This window comes from Bowmanella denitrificans, from assembly GCF_002887595.1.
GTDB lineage: Bacteria > Pseudomonadota > Gammaproteobacteria > Enterobacterales > Alteromonadaceae > Bowmanella > Bowmanella denitrificans.
The window spans coordinates 16,278-38,787 of record NZ_PEBU01000004.1 but is presented as its reverse complement, the minus strand read 5'-3'; the positions used below and the strand labels follow the sequence as shown (position 1 = coordinate 38,787).

The 22,510-nt window shown below is 50.2% G+C and carries 21 protein-coding genes; 11 read left to right on the top strand and 10 right to left on the bottom strand.

Annotated elements, in window-relative coordinates:
* Positions 1-34 precede the first annotated feature (34 nt).
* The 9 genes from CSR04_RS09350 to queA all read right to left on the bottom strand — a co-directional run bounded on the left by CSR04_RS09350 (position 35) and on the right by queA (position 12,091).
* Entirely contained in the window at positions 35-1,216 is a 1,182-nt protein-coding gene (locus CSR04_RS09350; RefSeq protein ID WP_102796027.1) for a sulfotransferase family protein, read from the bottom strand.
* On the bottom strand, positions 1,213-3,351 hold the full coding sequence (locus CSR04_RS09345) for a phytanoyl-CoA dioxygenase family protein (RefSeq protein ID WP_102796026.1): 2,139 nt from the start codon (positions 3,349-3,351) through the stop codon (positions 1,213-1,215). Before CSR04_RS09345 ends, CSR04_RS09350 begins: the two co-directional genes overlap by 4 nt.
* Complete coding sequence (locus CSR04_RS09340; protein ID WP_102796025.1) at positions 3,323-3,937, bottom strand: aspartyl/asparaginyl beta-hydroxylase domain-containing protein; 615 nt, start codon at positions 3,935-3,937, stop codon at positions 3,323-3,325. Before CSR04_RS09340 ends, CSR04_RS09345 begins: the two co-directional genes overlap by 29 nt.
* 109 nt (positions 3,938-4,046) lie before the next feature.
* Positions 4,047-6,002, bottom strand: a complete 1,956-nt coding sequence (locus tag CSR04_RS09335; protein WP_172449300.1) for a TonB-dependent receptor plug domain-containing protein — start codon at positions 6,000-6,002, stop codon at positions 4,047-4,049.
* 393 nt (positions 6,003-6,395) lie between these two features.
* A complete protein-coding gene (gene secF, locus CSR04_RS09330; protein ID WP_102796023.1) occupies positions 6,396-7,337 on the bottom strand; it encodes a protein translocase subunit SecF in 942 nt (313 codons plus the stop codon).
* A gap of 11 nt (positions 7,338-7,348) precedes the next feature.
* Positions 7,349-9,193 (bottom strand): protein translocase subunit SecD, encoded by a 1,845-nt coding sequence (secD, locus tag CSR04_RS09325; protein WP_102796022.1) that lies wholly within the window; start codon positions 9,191-9,193, stop codon positions 7,349-7,351.
* 66 nt (positions 9,194-9,259) lie between these two features.
* Positions 9,260-9,598: a preprotein translocase subunit YajC gene (gene yajC, locus CSR04_RS09320; protein ID WP_102796021.1), complete on the bottom strand. Its 339-nt coding sequence runs from the start codon at positions 9,596-9,598 to the stop codon at positions 9,260-9,262.
* A gap of 142 nt (positions 9,599-9,740) precedes the next feature.
* Positions 9,741-10,856: a tRNA guanosine(34) transglycosylase Tgt gene (gene tgt, locus CSR04_RS09315; protein WP_102796020.1), complete on the bottom strand. Its 1,116-nt coding sequence runs from the start codon at positions 10,854-10,856 to the stop codon at positions 9,741-9,743.
* Between the two features lie 182 nt (positions 10,857-11,038).
* A complete protein-coding gene (queA, locus tag CSR04_RS09310; RefSeq protein WP_102796019.1) occupies positions 11,039-12,091 on the bottom strand; it encodes a tRNA preQ1(34) S-adenosylmethionine ribosyltransferase-isomerase QueA in 1,053 nt (350 codons plus the stop codon).
* 605 nt (positions 12,092-12,696) lie between these two features.
* On the opposite strand from queA, the gene CSR04_RS09305 reads away from it, so the two are divergent.
* The gene (locus CSR04_RS09305) at positions 12,697-14,334 is read left to right on the top strand and encodes a methyl-accepting chemotaxis protein (RefSeq protein WP_102796018.1); all 1,638 of its coding nucleotides are present in this window, start codon (positions 12,697-12,699) and stop codon (positions 14,332-14,334) included.
* Between the two features lie 79 nt (positions 14,335-14,413).
* On the opposite strand, the gene CSR04_RS09300 is transcribed toward CSR04_RS09305, so the two are convergent.
* Positions 14,414-14,686, bottom strand: coding sequence for a DUF6471 domain-containing protein (locus tag CSR04_RS09300; RefSeq protein ID WP_102796017.1), 273 nt, complete (start codon positions 14,684-14,686; stop codon positions 14,414-14,416).
* Positions 14,687-14,848: 162 nt separating this feature from the next.
* On the opposite strand from CSR04_RS09300, the gene CSR04_RS09295 reads away from it, so the two are divergent.
* The 10 genes from CSR04_RS09295 (at position 14,849) to CSR04_RS09250 (ending at position 22,455) form a co-directional block, all read left to right on the top strand.
* Complete coding sequence (locus CSR04_RS09295) at positions 14,849-15,238, top strand: DUF2170 family protein (RefSeq protein ID WP_102796016.1); 390 nt, start codon at positions 14,849-14,851, stop codon at positions 15,236-15,238.
* A 13-nt stretch (positions 15,239-15,251) separates the two neighbouring features.
* A complete protein-coding gene (locus tag CSR04_RS09290) occupies positions 15,252-15,932 on the top strand; it encodes a PspA/IM30 family protein (protein WP_102796015.1) in 681 nt (226 codons plus the stop codon).
* 65 nt (positions 15,933-15,997) lie between these two features.
* Positions 15,998-16,996, top strand: coding sequence for a potassium channel family protein (locus CSR04_RS09285; RefSeq protein WP_102796276.1), 999 nt, complete (start codon positions 15,998-16,000; stop codon positions 16,994-16,996).
* A complete protein-coding gene (locus tag CSR04_RS09280; protein WP_102796014.1) occupies positions 16,986-17,633 on the top strand; it encodes a YjfK family protein in 648 nt (215 codons plus the stop codon). The genes CSR04_RS09285 and CSR04_RS09280 overlap by 11 nt, the downstream gene beginning before the upstream one ends.
* Positions 17,634-17,701: 68 nt before the next feature.
* Positions 17,702-18,118 carry a DUF350 domain-containing protein gene (locus CSR04_RS09275; protein WP_102796013.1) on the top strand — a complete coding sequence of 139 codons (417 nt, stop codon included), beginning with the start codon at positions 17,702-17,704 and terminating at the stop codon, positions 18,116-18,118.
* Positions 18,119-18,126: 8 nt separating this feature from the next.
* Positions 18,127-18,738, top strand: coding sequence for a DUF1190 family protein (locus CSR04_RS09270; RefSeq protein WP_102796012.1), 612 nt, complete (start codon positions 18,127-18,129; stop codon positions 18,736-18,738).
* A 150-nt stretch (positions 18,739-18,888) separates the two neighbouring features.
* Positions 18,889-20,052, top strand: coding sequence for a glutathionylspermidine synthase family protein (locus tag CSR04_RS09265; protein ID WP_102796011.1), 1,164 nt, complete (start codon positions 18,889-18,891; stop codon positions 20,050-20,052).
* A 22-nt stretch (positions 20,053-20,074) separates the two neighbouring features.
* Entirely contained in the window at positions 20,075-20,644 is a 570-nt protein-coding gene (locus CSR04_RS09260) for a rhomboid family intramembrane serine protease (RefSeq protein WP_102796010.1), read from the top strand.
* A gap of 104 nt (positions 20,645-20,748) precedes the next feature.
* Positions 20,749-21,471, top strand: coding sequence for a YebC/PmpR family DNA-binding transcriptional regulator (locus CSR04_RS09255; RefSeq protein WP_102796275.1), 723 nt, complete (start codon positions 20,749-20,751; stop codon positions 21,469-21,471).
* Positions 21,472-21,597: 126 nt separating this feature from the next.
* Complete coding sequence (locus CSR04_RS09250; RefSeq protein WP_102796009.1) at positions 21,598-22,455, top strand: substrate-binding periplasmic protein; 858 nt, start codon at positions 21,598-21,600, stop codon at positions 22,453-22,455.
* Positions 22,456-22,510 lie beyond the last annotated feature (55 nt).

The window sequence follows — 22,510 nt, the reverse complement described above, 5'->3', positions numbered from 1 at the left end:
CTCTTGTTGTCGTTGTTTGTTGTCCCAGGAGAAGCTAGTTTTCGCAGTCTTCCATTAGCCGAGATTCGGATCGCAATGCCCGATACAACGTTGTCAATTGACTCTGGATTCGCTCGCTGATGACAAACCTGTCAGTGGATTCAGGTACTGCCCGTCGGTCCTTATATAGATCGTCGGTACTTTTGGAGTAGCGCTGCATTATAGCCGACACAGCACTCTTCTTTAGCTGATTCATATGCCCTCCAAAGAACACGGCAATATGGCACATGTTGTCCAGATCAAGATCACGATAATCCACCATGGCCGCTGAACTTGCGGGTAACACCTTGTATTGTTCCAGCATCCTTGCATAGATCCACATCATCACTTCAGCCTGATAATCAAGTAGCGACACCGAGATTGAATGACCAAAGACCTCCGCAATCTGATGACCCGGAACCATATGGATACCAACGGAACGCTGATGTGAGCGTAAAACTTCCTCCGGTCGCCGGGTGAGAAAGAGTATTTTCGCATCAGGGAAGGCTTGGTGAATCAGTGGCAGGAAGCTGATGTCCCAGGCGTTCAGCTTTACTATCAGGCGATCACCCAACATTGGAATAAGCCACTTTAAAGCAGCGATTTTGTGCTGATCACTTAATTGAGTGTCCAACAGCAAGTCAGTCAGAACAGAAGCTTCGGATATGACCGTAAACAACTGCGTGGCTGCCATTGAGTTCGACACTAAGGTTGAACCACAACGCGAGCAATGAAATATAAACCCTGCTGGAGTCATAGAGTCTGACTGATAACGCCCCTGTATCTCATTTGAATACTGAGAGATGAACGACAGGATATATTTCAGCGATATCCTGGGATTCAAGAGCGTCGCCAATAAAGACCGATTTACCGCATTCGCAATCTGCTCATCATAAAAGGGCGCAAACGGTAACTCCCCAAGAATCAGCCGCCAGTTAATTGCACCGTTTTTAATCGAGTATCCAGTTGGACGCCAGTACCTGAAAAAATCAGCCAGGTCAGGTTCAATTGCCTCTTCCCCGGACTGCATGATTCTTAGCAGATGGTCCGGCGAAATATCTTTCAAATCAAATGCCTGGGTCAACTGATTCATAAGGTCGTATGGATCACAAATCTTACAATGGGCCAGAAGTATTTCCGGCGCATCAACCAACCTCTCCAGTATTTCCCGGGCTGAAAGATCGCCATTGGCCGTCATGATGTCATCGCCGGCCTGTTCACGGACAACATATTAAAATACTGAACAACCCGCGGCGTAGCGGCTGTGTTGGGGCTACTGCCATGCGGAAGAAACTGATGCCATACAACCAGGGATCCTGCCGGTGCAGCAATATACCGAACAGGTAAAGCTGAAAGGTCCTGTTGATTCGGATCAGCCTGTGAGGGAAGATCCTTCAACCAGTCCTTTAACTGGCGATGAAATCCAGGCACACAACGAAAAGCGCCCTGATTCTCAGCGACATCGGTCAGATAAAACAATCCCTGTGTCCCGAATGTTAAAGGACAAGAAAAATCCAGATCCCAATGCAATCTGGTACCGGGGAATTTATATTGTGAGGTTTCGGGCGGGTTAAAGCCGACCTGGTCAGTGGAAAAACGAAGATTCTCGGATTGCCATAAGTCATAAAATACCCGTTGTGCTTTTGTGGACTGGCGATTCATTTCCAAAATCGGGTCCTGGAAGAGGTGCACCATGATATTACGCTGAGATGGGTGATCCTGATACCAGGTCTCAGGATTGTCCTGCGTTTTATCAAGAAAGCGGTATATGAGATCCACCGTCTTCTGGCATTGATCAGGATCAAGAACATTCTCGACGACCAGAAAGCCATTTTCCTCCCAGAACTGACGTTGCTCGGGGCTCAGATAACGAAATTTCTTCTGTCCCTTTGGCTGAGATTCCTGGCGATCAGACATCGCTGCATTAATTTCTTTTACTCTCTCACGGCTGATTTGACCGCCATTCTTTTCGAGAACCCATTGTTCAAACTGAGAAAAGGTGGATGCCTCCTGGAAAATCCAACTGAGACAATCCTGCAATCCCAAGTGAAGCAGGTCCATCAGCAACATATCCCGGTTCCATTCATTTTTATCATCCTCCCCGGTCCGCTTTCCTTCCCGTTGCAACCGGAACTTATGCCATAAGCGTTTCAGGTGAATGATCCCCAGTTCCCCTACTTCCTGATCTGACGCAGGTTCGTCGATCACCTGTTTACGGGGAGGAAAACGAATGTCATACCCTGGGGTCGTCTCTGTGCTTTCAGCATAGATATAGGAAAGATTTACAACATCACCCGGGTGAAAATCACTATTGCTAAAGCATAATGGGGTATTAAGGCTGCACTGCCCGTCTTTAAGCCAGAGGTCCTGGTATATCTGGATTTCAGTACGAAACTTCAGAGTTGTCTGGTCTGGGGGCAATGGATCAGGAATGGTAATCCGGGCATTCAGCAATGTGCGATCGCCATTAGCGATGGCACCAGCAGCCTCCCGGTCCAGACAACCGACCACTCCCAGCCTGGACTCTTGCGGAGGTTCCTTTCTTTTCCCCATCCTGAACTGATTGGATTCAGCCGCATTATATAAGCAGGCATCCATCACCACTTTCTGGGGAATCAGGGTACTGTGTTCATCGCGAAGGTATTGGACAAGATGACTGAAAATCATCACCTGAGGCTCGTTATTCAGCATCCAGTTCATCGTTTCCGACAGAACAATATCAAACTTGCGACCAGAGGGCGGCGTCCAACAGGTCGCATCCTCCTGCTCTATTGAGCGGATATTCGAGGCAATATTCAGGTGACTCACCACTGCCCTCACCGCCTGGACATTTTCCTCATGGATATCAATTAGGGTTGCCTGGATACGTGAATCTTTGAGGCAGGCCAAAAGTGGCAGCATTAATAAACCGTAGGGCCCCGTGCCAGCATACACAATCTCAACTTGTCCTTTGCGGTCAAGCTGATCCTTTACCGCCCTGGCCACCGCATGCATAAATGAATGCGTGCGCATCAGCTCAGTCAGACACTTGGCCGCCTGTACCGGCGACAGAGCCACCCCGGACTTCAGATTCATACCCAGGGTGTGTCCCAGATCACTATGGGCAGAAATACCGGTAATGTCACCCAGCAGGCTGGCCAATGCATCTATGTGGGGTTTGGCAAATCCAGCGTCAGGCAGGTTCTCGATAAGCGGCCGCGTATGCTGGACAATAGCATGTTCGGAAAGTTGTTCTGCTAACGATGTCTCCTGGATAGATGTATCCCGGACAGAAGCATCCTGGACGACAGTCTCGATTGGAATATCAGATGACTGAGAGGCATTGGTTATCATTGTTATCCCTTACGCAAAGTGATGATTCCTGAATTTTTTTCTTCAACCAGTCATTGGCCACACAGTCAATGACCAGATTGATGCGTTCATGATCGCCCCGGTTCAGGACCTGGTGAGTCTGGTCCACATTGAGATACCAGAGCTCCCCTTCCCGCATGGGAACAAGCTGGTTGTTAACCCGAAACTCCAGTAATTCATTGCTGAGGATAGGAATATGCAGACGTGCTTCGCCGTATTCGATGGAAAGCCCAAGGTCACGGTGTGGTTTGATTTGCGCGCCTGCATGTAGTCGCATCAGGCGGGTCGATTTGATAGAGCATTGCAGAGAACTCAACACCTGAAGTATGGCAGATAGTTGCTCCAAGACGGGAAGGTTAACCCAGTCGTCACCGGTCTGTACCGCAAAACCCTGCATGATAGGGTGAGCACTTTTATGCTCAGCCAGACACCTAAGCGGCAGGACATCCCAACTTCCCTGGTAATCTTTCTGATTAACATGAGGAAGCCATTCAGCGTTGTGTAATCTGAAAACATCCTTTTTCAGTGCCTCCAATGGCACCTGAAAATCCAAGCAGGCGAACAACATCCTGTTATCTCAATTACAGTTGATAACAGTATGTGTAGTACATAAAGTCAACATTTCTCCAGTTTTCGCTGTTCAGACTAAGCGTAACCAGGAATGTCTATTCACATAATTACCAGCCGATATTCAGCCCCATATTCACCCGAACCCCACTGCGCATGGGATGGCTGTTGATATTGCGCCCGGCGATTTCCGGCTGGTAGATGTCCTCGTCAAGCATATTACTGACACTCAGCGCCAACTCCGTGCTTTGCTGCAACCAGGTTAGTTTGCGTGCCAACTTCAGGCGCAGCAGATGATAAGAGGAAGGCTCAGGATTGTAGCTTTGGGTATTGGGGTTGCGAATCTGATTGGCATGAAAGGCACTAACCCAACTGTGCTGAAGACCTAACCACCAATCCTGTCCGATTGCATAAATAAGGCTCCATTTAAGCATGTGGTTGGGCATCAGGGTGTAATTTTCCAAATCCTCGGATTCATTGTGCTGATAACTGTAGGAGTAGTTAATTTGCCCCTGTTCAAACAGCCATTTTCCTTCCAGTTCAGTGCCGTACGCTTCAAGGTCGCCGGCATTCACAAAATCCAGCACCCGGTCGGCTGCACGCAGGCGAGACACCAGATTAGACAAATCACTGTGAAACAAGGTGAGGGTATGACGACTATCCTCACCGGTATGGAAATATTGCAGGTTAAATGTCGTAATCTGCTCTGGCTCAAGCTGCTGATTACCGCGCAGCCCACCGGTATTATTACCCTCGGCATCACAGCAGACAATCAGATTAAAATGGGTTTCCACCCCATAGGCGGCACGAAAGGCGCCGCCATAGTCCAGTTTAATACCGCTTTTAGCACTTAGTGTATAAATCAGACCGGCCCGCAGTTCATAATTGGCATTGACATCCGGCACTTTGTTGTACTGCGCACCCAAACTCCAGTTCAGGGCGTTACTGTTGGTGGTTTGATACTGACCATACAGGCTATACCAGGTGCGCGAAAAAGCCGGAATGGGTGCCTTGGCCAGGCCCGGTTCAGTATTAACGCGCTGATGCCAGGCAGTACCACCAAACAGCCAGCGGCCCTGGTCCAGCAGGTCATAGTCAAGCAGCGCTTCAAACAAAATATTATCGGAATTAGCCCGGTAGTTATAATGGCTGAAACGCGATGCGTTGTAGCTGATATCGGTGTCCAGGCGAAGCTGTGATGCCAGATCCCAGCTTCTGCCCAATTCCAGTATCGAACGACGTGAACGTACTGTTCTATCTTCCTGAGGCGGTCCGGACCAACTGGACACACTGCCCCAGAATGCCTGTTCACTAACCAGGTTAACGGCACTAGCACGCCAGCCTTGCCACTGCCCTTGCAGCATCAATGCATGGTTTTGCTGCTCGGCAGCAAAACTGCCGTCAAGGCCGCTGTTGTCCTTGGCTTTAAATTGCCAACCATCGTCTTGGTAAAAACGCGCCGCCCCGTTTATATATCCTTCGCCACTTTCCATACTGCCCTGAATCTGCATTTCGCGGCTACCCAGATTGCCTGTAGCCACATACACAGACTCAGCATTATCCTGGCTGCGGGTAACCAGATTGATGACGCCGCTAAAGGCATTACTGCCATACAGCACGGAGCCGGGTCCCCTGACAATTTCTATGCGATCCAGGCTTTGTATTGGGAAGGCCGTATAAATGGCAAAGTTTTGTCCGCCAGTAAAACTGTCCCGCACCGGCCTGCCGTTTATCAGCAGCAGCACTTCGTTATTAGAATGCGTTAGTTGTAATCCGCGAATAACAGCCAGATTTTGCGGATAGAAAAAGGACCCCATCATTAACACACCAGGGGCTTGTTCCAGCACTTCCAGAAGAGACGTAGCCCCCAGAGACTGAATTTCTTCGCGACTGATAACGGTAGTCACCCCCGGCGCACTGTCCAAAGGTTGGCTGAACTTACCCGGTGCCACCACATCCATATTTAACAGTTGCTCAAAAGACAGGTCAAAAACACTCAGTTGTTCCGTCTGAGCAGCCAGCTTTAAAGACGTTGCAGCACATAAAAACAGAACGGAAAATTTCATATACGCCATTCCTGGCAGCAAGGAAGACTGCGATTCATTGAAAACTAAACCATGCAGAACAAATACACAACTCAGAAAAGTGCCAGCCCCTTAGGGGCTGTTTATCTTTCGAGTATGATTTTGCAGCAGTTTGTGGGCCCTTTATACAAGGCAGCGCGAACGTGGTGTAGTGATTCTACATGAGTGAGTAATAACGCCGTAGAAAGGGCCCACAAGCGCTGCCCGGAGGGTTCAACCCAGCCCCTCCTGCTAGATGTTGCCGGGCTTTGACTTAGGCCCACTAGGCCTGCAGTCCGGCGTCGTGACCAGCAGGGGCTGAATTTGAACAAATTCTATACTTGAAAGATAAACAGCCCCTAGCAGGGGCCGTAATATCAGACTAGCAGAGCAAGCTTATGGCAGAGGGTCCTGGTCGGCCCCTTCTTTTTCCACTTCGGTGGGCATCAAATCTTCTTTACTGATCCCCAACATCATCGCCACAGCACTGGCAATATAGATGGAGGAGTAAGTACCGATAAAAATACCGAACAGCAATGCGGTAGCAAAGCCATGGATCAAGGCACCACCTTTAAAAAACAATGCCAGTAACACCAACAGCGTGGTACCCGAGGTAATAATGGTACGGCTCATGGTCTGGGTTAATGAGATATTGATTATCTCTTCTGGCTCGCCTTTACGCAGTTTGCGGAAGTTCTCACGGATCCTGTCCATCACAACAATAGTGTCATTCAGTGAATAACCTATCACCGCCAGTACAGCAGCCAGTACTGTCAAATCAAACTCCAGTTGCAGAACCGAGAACAGCCCCAGGGTAATAATGACATCGTGTGCCAGTGCGGCTACCGAGCCCAGACCAAAACGCCATTCAAAGCGCATGGCAACGTACATCAGGATACATATCAGCGCCACCAGCATGGCCAGGCCTCCCTGCTCGGTGAGTTCTTCACCAACCTGCGGGCCAACGAACTCAATACGACGCATATCCACTTGTTCGCCGCTGGCACGCAAGGCCGCCATAACCTGGTCGCCCAGGGTTTCGGATTTCACGCCCTCGCGCGGTGCCAAACGAATCAGCACATCCTCACTGCTGCCGAAGTTCTGCACCACGGCATCACCAAAACCAACCTCGTCCAGTTGCTGGCGCACCTGTGCCAGTTTAGCCGGTTGCTGATAACCTACTTCAATAACGGTACCACCGGTAAAATCCAGTCCCCAGTTAAGCTGATTAACCGCCAGAGACACGATAGAACCAAGTATCAGCAAAGTAGAAAATACCAACGCCGGCCAGCGCAGGGACATAAAGCGGACTTCTTTGTCGAAATCAAATACGCGCATGTTTATCTCCCTTAAATGGACAGGTTATTGAGGCGCTTACCGCCCCATACCGAATTAACCAGCGCACGCGTACCGACGATGGCGGTAAACATGGAGGTCAGAATACCGATGGCCAGGGTGATGGAGAAACCTTTCACCGGTCCGGTACCCACGGCAAACAGAATCAAGGCCGCAATCAGAGTAGTGATATTGGCATCGGCGATAGTGGACAGTGCACTGTCGTAGCCGTGGTGAATAGCCTGCTGAGGACTACGGCCATCACGCAGTTCCTCACGGATACGTTCAAAAATAAGCACGTTGGCGTCCACCGCCATACCAACCGTCAACACAATACCGGCCATACCTGGTAACGTCAGCGTTGCACCAGGAATCATCGACATGACACCGACGATCATCACCAGATTCGCCAGCAAAGCTGCATTGGCCACCAAACCAAACTTACGGTAGTAAATTGGCATAAAGGCCAGAATCAGCATCAGGCCCCAGAAAATAGCCTGCATACCCAGTTCAATATTTTCCTGCCCCAGGCTTGGGCCGACCGTGCGCTCCTCTACAATAGAAATAGGTGCCACCAAGGCACCGGCACGCAGTAACAGTGACAGATTTTGTGCTTCTGCCGGTGAGTCGATACCTGTGATACGGAAACTATTGCCTAAACGGGCCTGAATAGTGGCAACGTTGATGACTTCTTCGTGTTTTTCAAACACGATCTTGCCGTCTTTGTCTTTCTCATTGGTGGGCTTGTACTCAATGAACACGGTGGCCATCGGCTTACCGATATTGTCCTTGGTACCATGGGACATCTTATTGCCGCCTTCGGAGTCCAGCTTGATATTAACCTGCGGACGACCGTACTCGTCAAAGCTACTGCTGGCATCCACGATATGGTCACCGGTCAGCATAATACGTTTATCCAGCAGCTGAGGCTGGCCTTTTCTGTCCATTAGCAACTGCGAACCAGGTGGTACGCGCCCTTCCACCGCATCACGTACATCGTGATCCAAGTCAACCATACGGAATTGCAAGGTGGCGGTGGCATTCAGAATTTCCTTAGCTCTGGCAGTATCCTGAATCCCTGGTAATTGCACTACAATACGGTCAGAGCCCTGACGCTGAATCACCGGCTCCGCCACACCAAGCTGGTTAACCCGGTTGCGCATAATGGTAATGTTTTGCTTTAAGGCATATTCGCGGATTTCTTTCAGGCGCTGCTCAGACAGCACCGCGCTCATCGTCAGCTCACCTTCGTCTTTGAAAAGCAGGCCGGGGTTGTTTTTTTCCAGGAAGTTAATCGCCTGGTCCAGGGTTTCCTGGTCGCGGAATTGCACATCCACCCGATCACTCTTTTGCTCGACCCGGCGATAACGCAGTTTTTCTTCGCGCAGGCTATTACGGAAGTCGTCTTCCATCTGTTCGATAGAGCGGTTGATGGCCGCTTTCATGTCCACTTCCATCAAAAAGTGCACACCGCCACGTAAGTCCAAGCCTAATTTCATCGGGCTGGCGCCCAGGCTCTCCAACCAATCCGGTGTGGCAGGCGCCAGGTTCAGGGCAACCACATAATCATTACCCAGACTGGCCTCGAGCTTTTCTCTTACCACTAACTGATCATCACCGTTTCTCAGGCGTACCAGTAAGTGAGATTCTTCGAGGGAAATACTTTTAATATCGATACCGGCTGCTTGTAAATCAGTTTTGACCTGTTCAAACAGTCGGGTATCCACTTCGGCATTACGACCTGCAGAAATTTGTACCGCATAGTCTTCACCGTACAAATTAGGCGAGGCGTAGAGCGCACAAACAGCGATCACCAGGACCACCATCAGGTACTTCCACATGGGGTATTTGTTTAACACGAACTTGTCCTTTCTTACTCGGCAAAAAATGGAAGAGGCGAACAGGTCGCCTCTTCACTTTAATACTCAGATATTTTTCATGGTGCCTTTGGGCAATACCGCCGATACCGATGCCTTTTGGATCACGATATTAGTGGAGTCATTTAGCGCCATTTCGACAAAGTCCTTGTCGTCGCTAACCTTGGTAATGCGCCCCACCAAGCCGCCCTGGGTCAACACTTCATCGCCCTTACCCAACGACGAAATGAGGTTTTTATGCTCTTTAACCCGTTTGGCCTGTGGACGGTACAACATGAAGTAGAAGATCAGACCAAATACACCCAGCATTATCAGCATCTCAAAACCGCCACCTTGTCCGGCACCAGGTGCTGATTGCGCGTAGGCATTAGAAATAAATAGGCTCATCATTTTCCCCTAAATTTTGTTTTTATAATTGCCCTGCAGCGTCCCGCCTTAGGGCATTAATGCTTCGAAAAGCGTGGTTTTTCTTTGCCTGCACTTTAACCCGAGAGTCACAAGTGGCGGAGCGTCCTGCCCCACTGGCTAACTAGTTTAACTCGGGCACCGGCATGCCTTTTTGGGCATAAAACTCGGCGACAAATTCTTCAAGCTGGTTGACTTCAATGGCGCTGCGTAAGCCCTCCATCACCCGCTGATAGTAACGCAGGTTGTGAATGGTGTTGAGCTGCGCACCGAGAATTTCGTTGCACTTATCAAGATGGTGTAGATATGACCGGGAATAATTTTTACAAGTGTAACAGTCACATTTTTCATCCAGCGGCCCGGTATCGGTCTTATGCCTTGAATTGCGGATTTTAATCACCCCATCAGTGACAAACAGATGACCGTTTCTGGCATTGCGGGTTGGCATCACACAATCAAACATATCGATGCCGCGGCGTACTGCTTCAACAATATCCTCTGGCTTACCCACTCCCATCAGGTAGCGCGGCTTATCGGCCGGGATTTTATGCGCGGTAGAATCAAGAATGCGGATCATATCCTCTTTGGGTTCACCCACAGACAAACCACCAATGGCATAACCATCAAAGCCAATCTTTTCCAGACCATTGAGGGAAATTTCACGCAGGTCCTCATACATCCCGCCCTGTACAATACCAAATAAGGCCGAGGGGTTATCAGCATGTTCATTTTTGCTACGCTCTGCCCAACGTAACGACAGTTCCATGGACGTGCGAGCCTGCTCGTAAGTGGCCGGATAAGGAGTACATTCATCGAAGATCATCACAATGTCTGAACCCAGATCACGCTGCACCTGCATGGACTTTTCGGGGGTCAACAGGATTTTTTCGCCGTTAATGGGTGAACGGAAGGTTACTCCTTCTTCGCTGATTTTACGCAAGTCCCCCAGGCTGAATACCTGAAAACCGCCAGAATCAGTCAGAATCGGCTTTTGCCAATGCATAAAGTCATGCAAATCACCATGCAGCTTCATGATCTCCGTGCCAGGGCGCAACATCAGGTGAAAAGTATTACCCAGGCAGATTTGTGCACCCGTGGCTTCCAGCTCTTCCGGGGTCATGCCTTTTACCGTACCGTAAGTACCCACTGGCATAAACGCCGGGGTTTCCACCACACCACGCTCAAAAACAAGGCGTCCTCGACGGGCTTTGCCGTCGGTATTTATCAGTTCAAATTTCATATTACTCCTCAGCGAATCGGAAAACAGTCCGAGGCTGACCCTTAAACAGGCTGTTAAAAACGTCGGCGATTATAAAGGATTCATACAGTCAGGGACAGAAATTGGTACGCCTAAAAGTCAGCAACACTGCACACTGTCACCAGCTACAGCATGCTCATGTCCTACCTTGACGCCTGACATCCTCAACCAGTCGCATCCTGACGTTCGATAAACATGGCATCGCCATAGCTAAAAAAGCGGTACTGTTGCTCAATGGCATGCTGGTAGGCATGCATAATATTGTCTTTGCCGGCAAAAGCACTGACCAGCATAATCAGGGTGGACTCAGGCAAGTGGAAGTTAGTGACCATGGCATCCACCAGTTGGAATGAATAACCAGGGTAGATAAAGATATCGGTATCGCTGAAAAAAGGACACAGTTCAGTACCGGCCTTAAGCGCAGCCTGGGCAGCGGATTCCAACGAGCGCACCGAGGTGGTGCCGACCGCCACTACCCGCTTACCTGCCGCCTTGGTGGCCAGCACTGCGTCAACCACCTCCTGCGGCACCTCCGCATATTCTGAGTGCATCTGGTGTTCAAGGATGTTGTCTACCCGCACCGGCTGAAATGTTCCGGCCCCCACATGCAAGGTCACAAAAGCGGTATTCACTCCCTTGTTTTTCAGCGCTGTCAGCAGCTTATCATCAAAATGCAGACCTGCCGTCGGTGCAGCAACCGCACCGGGTTTTTGATTATACACCGTCTGATAACGCTCCTTATCTGACGCTTCGTCCGGCCGGTCGATATAAGGTGGCAATGGCATATGTCCATGGGCTTCCAGCACTTCCAGCACTGGTCTTGCATCCAGAAAAGTTAATTCAAATAAGGCGTCGTGCCGCGCGGTCATTTCTGCCCTTACGGTTTCTTCCAGTACCAGAATATTGCCAGGCTTAGGCGATTTGTTGGCCCGCACATGGGCCAGCACCCGGTGCTCATCCAAGATACGCTCAACCAGCACTTCCACTTTGCCACCACTTTCTTTTTGCCCCAACAGCCGGGCGGGTATCACCCGGGTATTGTTAAATACCAGTAAATCCCCAGGCTCCAAAAGCGACAAAATATCTGGAAAATGCAAATGCGCTAAGGTGCCACTTTGGCCATTTAAATGCAGTAAACGGCTTGCTGTGCGCTCAGCCATGGGATAACGGGCAATCAATGTGTCGGGCAGGTCAAAATGGAAATCAGAAACTTTCATGCAATCAGCCTGTTTTTCGGGGCTGCACATTTTAGGCGCAAGCGCACAAAAATCCCACCCTTAAACCACAACATACTAGGGGCTGTTTATCTTTCAAGTATAGATTTTGTTCAAATCCAGCCCTTCTGGTCACGACGCCAGGCTGCAGGCCTAGTGGACCTAAGTCAAAGCCCGGCAACACAATGACGTAGGGAACGTCATTGAACAGCTTTAGCTGGCCGCTTGCGGTGACAGGCAGGAGCCTGTCATACCGAGCAGGAGGGGCTGGGTTGAACCCTTCGGGCAGCGCTTGTGGGCCCTTTCTACGGCGTTATACGAAATACTTCCTTGTATTTCGCCAAAGGCCAGCAGAGCTGTTCAAGTCCGTTCCATACGGACTTGTCACTCACTCATGTAGAGTAACTACACCACGTTCACTCTGCCTTGTATAAAGGGCCCACAAACTGCTGCAAAATCATACTCGAAAGATAAACAGCCCCCAGCTTATCCCGGCACAACTGTCAGATGGAATATCGCCATTAACGATAAGATCATGATTTTAACCTTTTATTCTCATTGTCGCATAGATTAGAATTCTGCCGTCTTTTATAGCGCCTGAGGTACCAATGCTCCCTGCCCAATTTAAAAAACTGCGTCCTAAAATCCTTGGATTACTGGGAGGGGGAATATTGCTGGTTGGGCTCTTCGCAGAATATGGTATATCGCTGCTGGCTTCGGAAATTAAGCAGTATGACCATCTTATGCAGCAGGAAGTGTCAGCCACGACCTTATCAGACGGTATTAACCTGAACTTCAAACGTCAGGTTCAGGAATGGAAGAACGTTCTGCTTCGGGGCCACGACAAAGGGAAGCGCGATAAATACTGGGCCAGTTTTATGGACTACCACCAGCGTATTGAACGTTCTTCTGACGAATTTCTGGCACTGGATATCGACGACAATCTCAAGCAGCAGATGCGTGAATTCAAACGCACCCACCAGCAGTTACTGGGTCAGTATCAAAAAGGCCTGCAAGCTTATATTCAAGCAGGCCTGGACCACAAGGCAGGCGACGCCGCTGTGACTGGCATTGATCGCGCGCCAACCCAACAACTGGAGCAGCTTGGTGCACAATTGCATGACTATATATTAGAGCAAAGCCGCAAAACCGATGCTGCTGCGCGCCAGGCGACTTTGATCAGTTCAATAGGGATTCTGCTGGCCATATTAGTGATCGGTCTGATGACGGCCTGGTTTATGAATGCCAAAGTCGTCCGCCCACTGACCACCCTGATCAATCACCTGCGCGATGTCAGTCGTGGCCAGTTGGACAAGCAACTGATTATTTACAGCGAAGATGAAATTGGCCGAATGTCGAAAGCCATTGAAATTCTGCGTAAAAATACCCTGAGTATCTGTCAGGGGCTGGACAACACCCAGCGGGATCTGGATAAAGTTTGCTACAGCCTGGTGGACAGTGCTGGCGCTATCAGCCAGGGCGTAACGGAACAAAATCATGGTACCAACAGCGTCCAGCAATCGGTACAAAATCTGGTGGAAATGGCAGATGGCATCGCCATTAATGCGCATCAGGCTGAAGACGCAGCCCAGCAGGCAAACCAATCGGCCGATGAAAGTATTCAGGTGATGCAGCAGACCATTAACGTCATCACTGCGTCCTCGGCGCAAATTCAGCAAACCGCAGAGGTGATTGCCACCCTGGACCAGGACGCCCGAAAAATAGGCTCTGTGCTGGACGTGATCAAAAGTATTGCTGAACAAACCAACCTGTTGGCCTTAAACGCCGCCATCGAAGCAGCCCGGGCTGGTGAGCAGGGACGGGGTTTTGCGGTGGTGGCCGATGAAGTGCGCACACTGGCTGCCCGTACACAGCAATCCACCGAAGAAATTCAACAGATGATTGCCAATGTGCAGCGAGGTGCCAACAGTGCCGTCAATGCCATTGAACAAGGCCGGGAGCAAACCGGGCAAAGTGTCGAGCAGGTTCACCAGGCCAATCAGAAACTGCAGGATGTCACGTCTTCAGTAGGAATGATTGCGCAGCTAAATGAACAGATAGTTCAATCCGTAAAACAGCAGTCCGGCATTACTCAGCGCATTCAGGCCAATTTGCATGAATTAATGGATATCGCCAAACTCAATGGTGTCCATGCTGACTCCTGTGCAGAAGATAACCAGACCTTACTGGATGTCAAAAACCGCATGGCGGAAGTTATCTCGCGCCTTAGCAGCCAGACTGCCTGAATAAAGTTAAGCAGCTCAGCCAGGGCGACAGGCAAGTCTGATTGCCCGGCTGTAAAGCCATTCATAGTGAGGACGCCAGCTAGTCTGGCAGGGTGACCCCCATATCGGCGAAGATATCCATCAGGTCATCCCGCTCGATACGTCTGACATTGAGTACAGTAATAATTTGTAACAACAAGTCAGCACCCAGAATGCCTTTGTTGACTTTATTTCGCAGGTTATCTGCGCTTTGATTAACCCCGATATGGGCCAGTCTGTCACTGAGATCCTGATATTTGACGCCACGTCTGGACATTTCGGCCTTAATTAACCGTTGTACCAGTTGTCGCCAGTCGGCGTTGTGATTTCGCATAATGCCTCCACTTAAACGTGACGTATAATTTACACAAAAAACTTATTTTATACAAAAAGAGAAAAAAATATTTGACGACAGTAAAATTGCCTGTCTAAGATTATGTCCATTGCAAAGCCACCCAGCGGTTTTTGCAAACAACCCATTTTGAAGGAGTGAACCATGAGTTGGGATCTTGATCAGTTGGAAAGCCTGCTGACAAAGCACAATGACCTGGTAGTAACCAGACAACAGGACTGCCTGTTGATTGCCAATACCGACGGCATCGATGCCTGGTTGGCCATAAGCGGCGAACAGATCATTGTTGAAACCCTGTTATTTGCCGCCACCGAAGTCAGCGACAGGGCCGCCCTGAATGATGAAATTCTCAAGACTCACATGCTCTTCCCCCTCACCACAGTGGGTATATCCCAGGTGGCTGGTGAAGAATATTACACCGCTTTTGGTGCCCTGAGCTCTCAGTCAAAGGCCGAAAGCATTGTGATTGAAGTGGAAACCCTGTTCCAGAATGTCGCATCCTTTTTGGATGCCTATCAGGATCATTTGAAGTAACGAGGAGCCGATTATGTCTGTTTGGAAAAAATTAATTACTGCGGTAAAAGGCGGCGTCACTGAAGCAGCCGAAGCGGTTGCCGACAGCCAGGCCATCCGTATCCTTGAGCAGGAAATTCGTGAAGCCAAGGAAGAACTGCGCAAGTCTGACCATGCCCGCACGCAAATACTGGCCAAGTGTAAATTGTCGCAACAAAAAGTCGACAGCCTGGCACAGTCTATCGCAACCTACGAGCAACATGCCCGTCAGGCGGTGGAAAAAGACCGGCAACTGGCCTTGGATTGTGCGCAAAAAGTGGTCGAACTGCGCGCCGATATGGACAACGAACAAAAGTACCTGGATCAGTTTAAAGCCTCAGAGCAGAAGCTGGCAGCCAATATCAACCAGGCCAAAGCCAATTTGCGCCGCCTGGAGCAACAGGTAGACATGGTAAAGGCCACTGAGTCGGTGCAAAAAGCCCAGGTTGCCGTATCGTCCCGTCACCTTGGCGCTAACAGCAAGATGAAAACCGCGACTGAGTCACTGGATCGCATCCAAAAGCGCCAGACCATGCGCAGTGCTGAGTTGGAAGCCGCTGAAGAACTGGCCAGCAGTGAGTCGAATGATGATCTGGAAAGTCGTCTGGCGGCCGCTGGAGTCAAAGGTGGCAAAAGCAGCGCCGATGATGAACTGAGCCGAATCCTCGGCCAGTAACCAGGGGGAGAACAGGCTTGACGTTATATCAACTACGCAAGCTGGTTGCCCGCTATTTTCAGGAAATGCGCTGGTACAGTATTGTACTGGCGTTTTTTTTGTATGGCCTGAGCAGTTGGTTATTGCTGGCATGGGCCGATGAGCAGGCGTTGACCCGCTGGCCGGACTTTCTGTATTTCCTGGTGGTGACCAGTTCCACTGTCGGCTACGGCGATCTGTCACCTGGCACTGAAGCCGGTCGCTATGTGGTATCCCTGTTTGTTATCCCGGTCGGCCTCAGCCTCTTTGCCCTGATTCTGGGGCGAGCAGCGGCCTGGGTATCCAGCCAATGGTTCAAAGGAGTCAAAGGTTTGAAAAAACTTCATGTACAGCAGCATATTCTGGTGATTGGCTGGAATGGTCAGCGCACCTTGCATTTGCTCAACCTGTTGCTGCGGGAACGCCAGCATATGGCCGAACAGCAGCAAATCGTCCTTTGTGTAAAAGCCGAGATTGATAACCCCATGCCAGATTGTATCGACTTTGTGCGGGTGGAATCCTTCAATCTCGATGCCGATATGGACAGAGCCTGCATTAGTGACGCGGCGGTGATTATTATTGACAACGAACATGACGACATCACCATGACCACTGCGCTGTATGCCAACCAGCGCAATGCCGGCAGCCATATCCTGGCTTATTTTCAGGATGAGAGCCTGGCGCGTTTACTACAAACACATTGTCCGAATGTGGAATGCACCCCCAGTGTGGCGGTAGAAATGTTGGCCAAGTCGGCCTTTGACCCTGGCTCCAGCGCTCTGCACCATGACCTGCTCAGTGTGCAGGAAGGCCAGGCGCAATATTCGGTGACCATACCAAACCTGGCTAAGCCACTGTCGGTAGGTCAGGCATTTCGCGCCTTAAAAGAAAAGTATGACGCAACGCTGATCGGGCTGGCCGATCACAGTAAAAGGATTGAGCTTAATCCACCGTCAGAAAAGCCACTCAACAGTGGTGACAAGCTTTACTATATTGCGGTAAATCGTATTCGCCAGATTGACTGGGAGAGTCTGTATGTTCAGTAAATGGTTTGGCAAACAAGAGCAAGTCAAAGGGCCCAAAGCGCCGGAAATTATGGGCCTGTACCTGGGCGGTTCATTTCAGCTTGATGATTTAAGACTACGCCTGCTGGAGCCTGAGCTGATCATCGAAGGAACTGCCCGCACTCATCTGATTCAGGCAGTCGGCGAAGTGATGCTGGATACCGGCGGCAAAATCCTGCGTTTTTATACCGACGATGATGCCTTCTTGCAGGTGGTATTGGACGGTGGTGACACCGAGCAACACATTACAGATGTAAAATTGTGGTATTTCTACGAGACCAAAACCGTTGGCTCAGACAGCCAGTGGCAACAGTTACTCAGCAGTGAAATATCCACGCCAAGCTTTGCACTGGAAAATCATACCTTCAATCGCGTCTGGGACGCCGTAGGCGAACTGTCGCCGCCGGTGGCCATGACCGAAAAAACCTATGAGGAAGACGGCGATATCAGCGACACAGACCAATTTGTGATGCTGTATGAGCGCCCCATAGGCCAGGATGAAGTGGAAGCCTTGCTGGTTTGTGGTGAAGAGAAAATTATCGATAACCGTGCCGATCGTTGCCTGGTCATCAGCACCGGCTTTAATCTGCAGCCGGCGGATATCCGCATTAACGGTTAAGCCAACGGGTACTAAACAAGCCACATATGCTTTAGCATTGTGGCTGACATAAGAATAAGGAGACCTATATGGATGTCATCACTCAATCTCTGGCCGGACTTGGCAACTTTGCCCTGTACTTTGCCGTGTCTATTGCCCTGCTGTTTATTTTTAAAATTCTGTACGCCTTTGTCACTCCCCACGATGAGTGGAAACTGGTAAAGGAAGAAAAAAGCATTGCTGCTGCCGTTGGGTTTGGCGGTGCCATGGTCGGCTTCAGCCTGGCACTGGCGGGCGCGGCCACTAACGCCGTGTCACTGGTGGATTTTGCCTTGTGGGGTGCGGTGGCTCTGATAGCGCAGCTGCTGGCTTTTGCCCTGTTGCGCTTCACTTTTATGCCCAAGATTGTTGAGCGTATCAACAATAACGAAATTTCTGCTGGGATCATGCTAGCCGCCATGTCTGTTGCAGTGGGCCTGTTGAACGCGGCCTGCATGTCTTACTAGGAGGGCGTATGGAACAGCGCAAACAAAAACGCTCGGTCAGTATAAATCTGGCCAGTATGCGTAAGGGCTTTGCCCCCAAACCTCTGGCCGTGGGTGTGGCGACTGTATTGCTCAGTGCCTGTGGCGGTAATCGTCAGGACGCCGACGTCTATACCTCTGCCAACGATTGTATTGAGAAAAACCCTGAGTTTGCCGAGCAATGTACAGCGGCCTATCAGCAGGCACTGGAAGAAGCGGCGCGCACCGCCCCCAAATACAATAACGCCACCGACTGCGAATACGACTTCGGCCAGCAGCAGTGCCACCGGGTGGAATCCGGCGGCGGCTCTTTTTTCGTGCCGTTTATGGCCGGATATATGCTGAGTAACCTGATGTCACCGCGTGGCTATCATTCCCAACCTCTGTTTACGTCCTATTCGCCCTACTCCCCATATCGATATCGCTGGACCACCGCAGACGGCTGGGACTATGGCTATTACAAAGACCGGCGGCTGAAGGTGGACAAGGATGCCTTTAAACCTAAGCCAGCGGTAAACCGCACCATCAAACGGGGTGGGTTTGGCAGTACGGTTCGGGCCAAATCCAGTTGGGGGAGCAGTTCTAAAGGATGGGGTGGGTAAGGTGTTTAGGTTGGCTGTTAGCCGTTGGCTGAATTCTGGAAATACAATGAGAAATTGGCAGAATCGGCCATTGGCGCAGCGAATGACTGACAACTGACAACTGACAACTGACAACTGACAACTGACAACTGACAACTGACAACTATTTTCATGTTAAGACTGCCCATCCCCCCCAGGGCCAACTGGCAACAGAAAGCTGCCGAGTTTGGCTTTTATTTTCATACTATGTATGGCGAACCCTACTGGGATGAAAGTGCCTACTATCAGTTTACCCTCAGGCAAATAGAAGATGACCTGGAAGGCCCCACCGAGGTGTTGCACCAGATGTGTCTGGAAGCGTTGGACGTGGTTATACGGGACGAACGCTGGTTAGCAAAATTCGCCGTGCCTGAGCCATTCTGGCAACAAATAGCCGACTCCTGGCAACGGCGTGACCCTAGTCTCTATTCGCGCCTTGATCTGGTCTATCAGGGCCAGGGGCCAGCCAAATTACTGGAAAACAATGCCGATACGCCGACGTCTTTGTATGAATCCGGCTTCTGGCAATGGCTCTGGTTGGAAGATCAGGTAAATCAGGGGCTGATAAGCAAAGGGGCCGATCAGTTCAACTCCTTGCAGGAAAAGCTGGTTAAACGTTTTGCCGACATTGCTGCACATTATCAGATAAAGCATATGCATTTCGCCTGCTGCGAGGACACCGTGGAGGACAGAGGCACAGTGCAATACCTGCAGGACTGTGCTCGTGAGGCCGGTGTCTTAAATGATTTTGTGTTTATCGAACAAATTGGTCTGAGTGAAAGCGGCCACTTTACTGATCTTAACGACCACAGTATTGAGACGTTATTTAAGCTCTATCCCTGGGAATTTATGCAACGGGAAGCGTTTGCTGACGCGATTCCCGGCGCCGGGGTAAACTGGCTGGAACCCCTGTGGAAAAGCTTGCTGTCGAACAAGGCTATCTTACCCATGTTGTGGCGACTGTTTCCTGACCACCCTAACCTGCTGCCAGCCTGGTTTGAAGATGAACTGCCCATCAGCACTGCCGGCAAACTGGTGAAAAAACCGCTGTATTCAAGGGAAGGTGCCAATATCAGTGTTTATCAGGGCGGGCAGCCCATAGTGCAAAGTGACGGCCCCTATGGCGAGGAAGGCTTTATTTATCAGGCCTGGAACGCGCTGCCACGTTTTGCCGATAATCATACCCTGATAGGCTCGTGGCTGGTCAATGACCAGGCGGCGGGGATTTCTGTGCGGGAAGATAAACACATTATTACCCAGGATATGTCCAGGTACTTGCCACACATAATATTGTGAGGCATTAGGCGGAGATGAACAGATGCTGAAAAATCAAGTCAAGGTGCTGCTTTGGTTGCTGGCTTCTTTTGTCCTGGTTGAGCTGGTGAATCTGCTCAGTGGTCGGGCCCTGAATCACTTCGCTATTCTGCCGCGCGAAGTGACATCGCTGCCCGGCATCCTGTTTATGCCCTGGCTGCATGGCAGCCTTGGCCACTTTATCGCCAATATAGTGCCGCTGGCTATTTTCTGGTTACTGATGCTGGAATATGGTTTGAAGCGCACCTTATGGGTAAGCGTTTGGATTGTACTTGTTACCGGGCTGATGGTCTGGCTGTTCGGCCGTTTCGCCTATCATGTGGGCGCCAGTGGTTTGATTTACGGTCAGTTTGGTTTTCTGGTACTGGCCGGCTTTTATAGCCGCCAGTTAATTAAGTTACTGATTTCCCTGGCGGTAGGCTTTTTATACGGCGGAATGGTAATGGGCGTGCTGCCCAGCCAGCCTTTTGTGTCCTGGGAAGCGCACTTATTCGGTTTTATTGCCGGCCTGCTGGCAGCGAAATTCTGGCACGGTAGCAATACCAGCAAAAACTGGTCAAACAGGGCGCAATAGCGTTAAAATCCCAACCCTTTCAGATACCCATTCGATTGGCCACAAAGCCAGTTGCCAATGGAATGGGGTTATCCCGCGAATTAAACCATAAAGAGAGTGTTCCCATGGGTAGAGCGTTTGAAGTCCGCAAGGTAGCGATGGCCAAAACCCAGGCCGTAAAAAGCAAAGTGTATTCTAAGTACGGAAAAGAAATTTATGTCGCCGCTAAAAGTGGTGGCCCGGATCCGGACACCAACGTCGCACTGAAGCGTTTGATGGAAAAAGCCAAAAAGGATCAGGTACCGGCTCATGTGGTAGAAAAAGCCATAGAAAAAGCCAAGGGTGCCGGTGGCGAAGACTATACTCCGGCTCGCTATGAAGGATACGGTCCCGGCAACTGCATGGTGATTGTTGACTGTCTGACCGACAACAACAACCGTACAATTACCGACGTACGTAACTGCTTTACCAAAACCAATTCGAAAATTGGCGCCCCCGGTGCCGTTATGCATATGTTTGATCATCAGGCCATATTTGCCTTTAAGGGTGACGATGACGAGCCGGTATTGGAAGCATTGATGATGGCAGATGCGGATGTGACTGATGTGGAAGTGGAAGACGGTATGGTCACTGTGTTTGCTCCTCATACCGAGTTTTACAAAGTAAAAACGGCACTCACCGAAGCCTTTGACGGTATTGAGTTTGAAACCGAAGAAATCACCTTCGTACCGCAAACCACTACTAAGGTCAGTGGCGATGACGTTGCCATGTTTGAAAAGTTTATGAATATGCTGAACGACTGTGACGACGTTCAGGATATTTATCACAACGCCGATATCGACGCCTAACTATTTGGCCGCCGTATCACGGCGGCTTCCTGCCCCTTTTTGTCTGACTTGCATCCCTGCCATAAAAGGGCGAAGATAAATTATGCCTGCAATTCGCCTTGGATGGGCTAAACCCGAGTAGTGACGATGTTTTTTTACGCCGACCCACCGCGAGCTTGCCACCATGTCGAAGCTAATATGCCGACCAGCAAATACCGGGTGATAAATCGGCTTAGTGCCCTGTTCAGAATTTTTAGCCTGTACTGTCTGTGCCACTCTGCTGGCAGCCATGCCGATAACCCCACCTGGCAATTGGTAACCGAGCACTTCCCCCCATTTAGTTATGAACAACAGGGCCAGATGAAAGGCTTCTCCTCCGATTTGGTCAAGCTGCTGATGGAAGACAATGACCTGACTTACCAGTTTTCCCTTTATCCCTGGGCAAGAGCCTATCAACTGGCACTGGATACCCCCAATACATTGCTCTATTCGGTGGGGCGCACCGAAGAGCGTGAAGCAAGCTTTTATTGGGTCGGGCCGCTGGCCAGTATTAATGTCTGGTTATGGCAACCGCCTGGCGATCCGGCATTGGATCTGCAGGACAGCCAGCAAATGCGAAAATTCAGAATTGCGGTGATCCGCAAAAGTGCCGTGGAAAAGAAACTGGCCGTTGATAAGCGCTTTACTAAGGAAAACACCTATCCGGTCACGGAAATTGAAGATGCTTTATTAATGCTGTCGCACCGAAGGGTGGACGGCGTTCTGATGGCCGGCAATATGGAAAAAGACAAAGCCACACTGCTGGAGAAGCTCAAGGACAAAGTAGAAAAGCGTCAGATGGTGATGGAACTCCCCCTGTATGCGGCCTTGCACAAAGCATCCGGTAAGGAAACCGCCGAGCATCTGCAGCAATCCCTGTTCAAGCTGCGTGGCAATGGCAAATATCAGCAATTGCTGGACGAGTATGGACTGGGACCGGAACTGGTGATGCGCCATCTGAAGTAAGCCCGGATAAAGGCCCCTTCGCTGCTCACATAACTGCATGAAATTTGTGGCTATT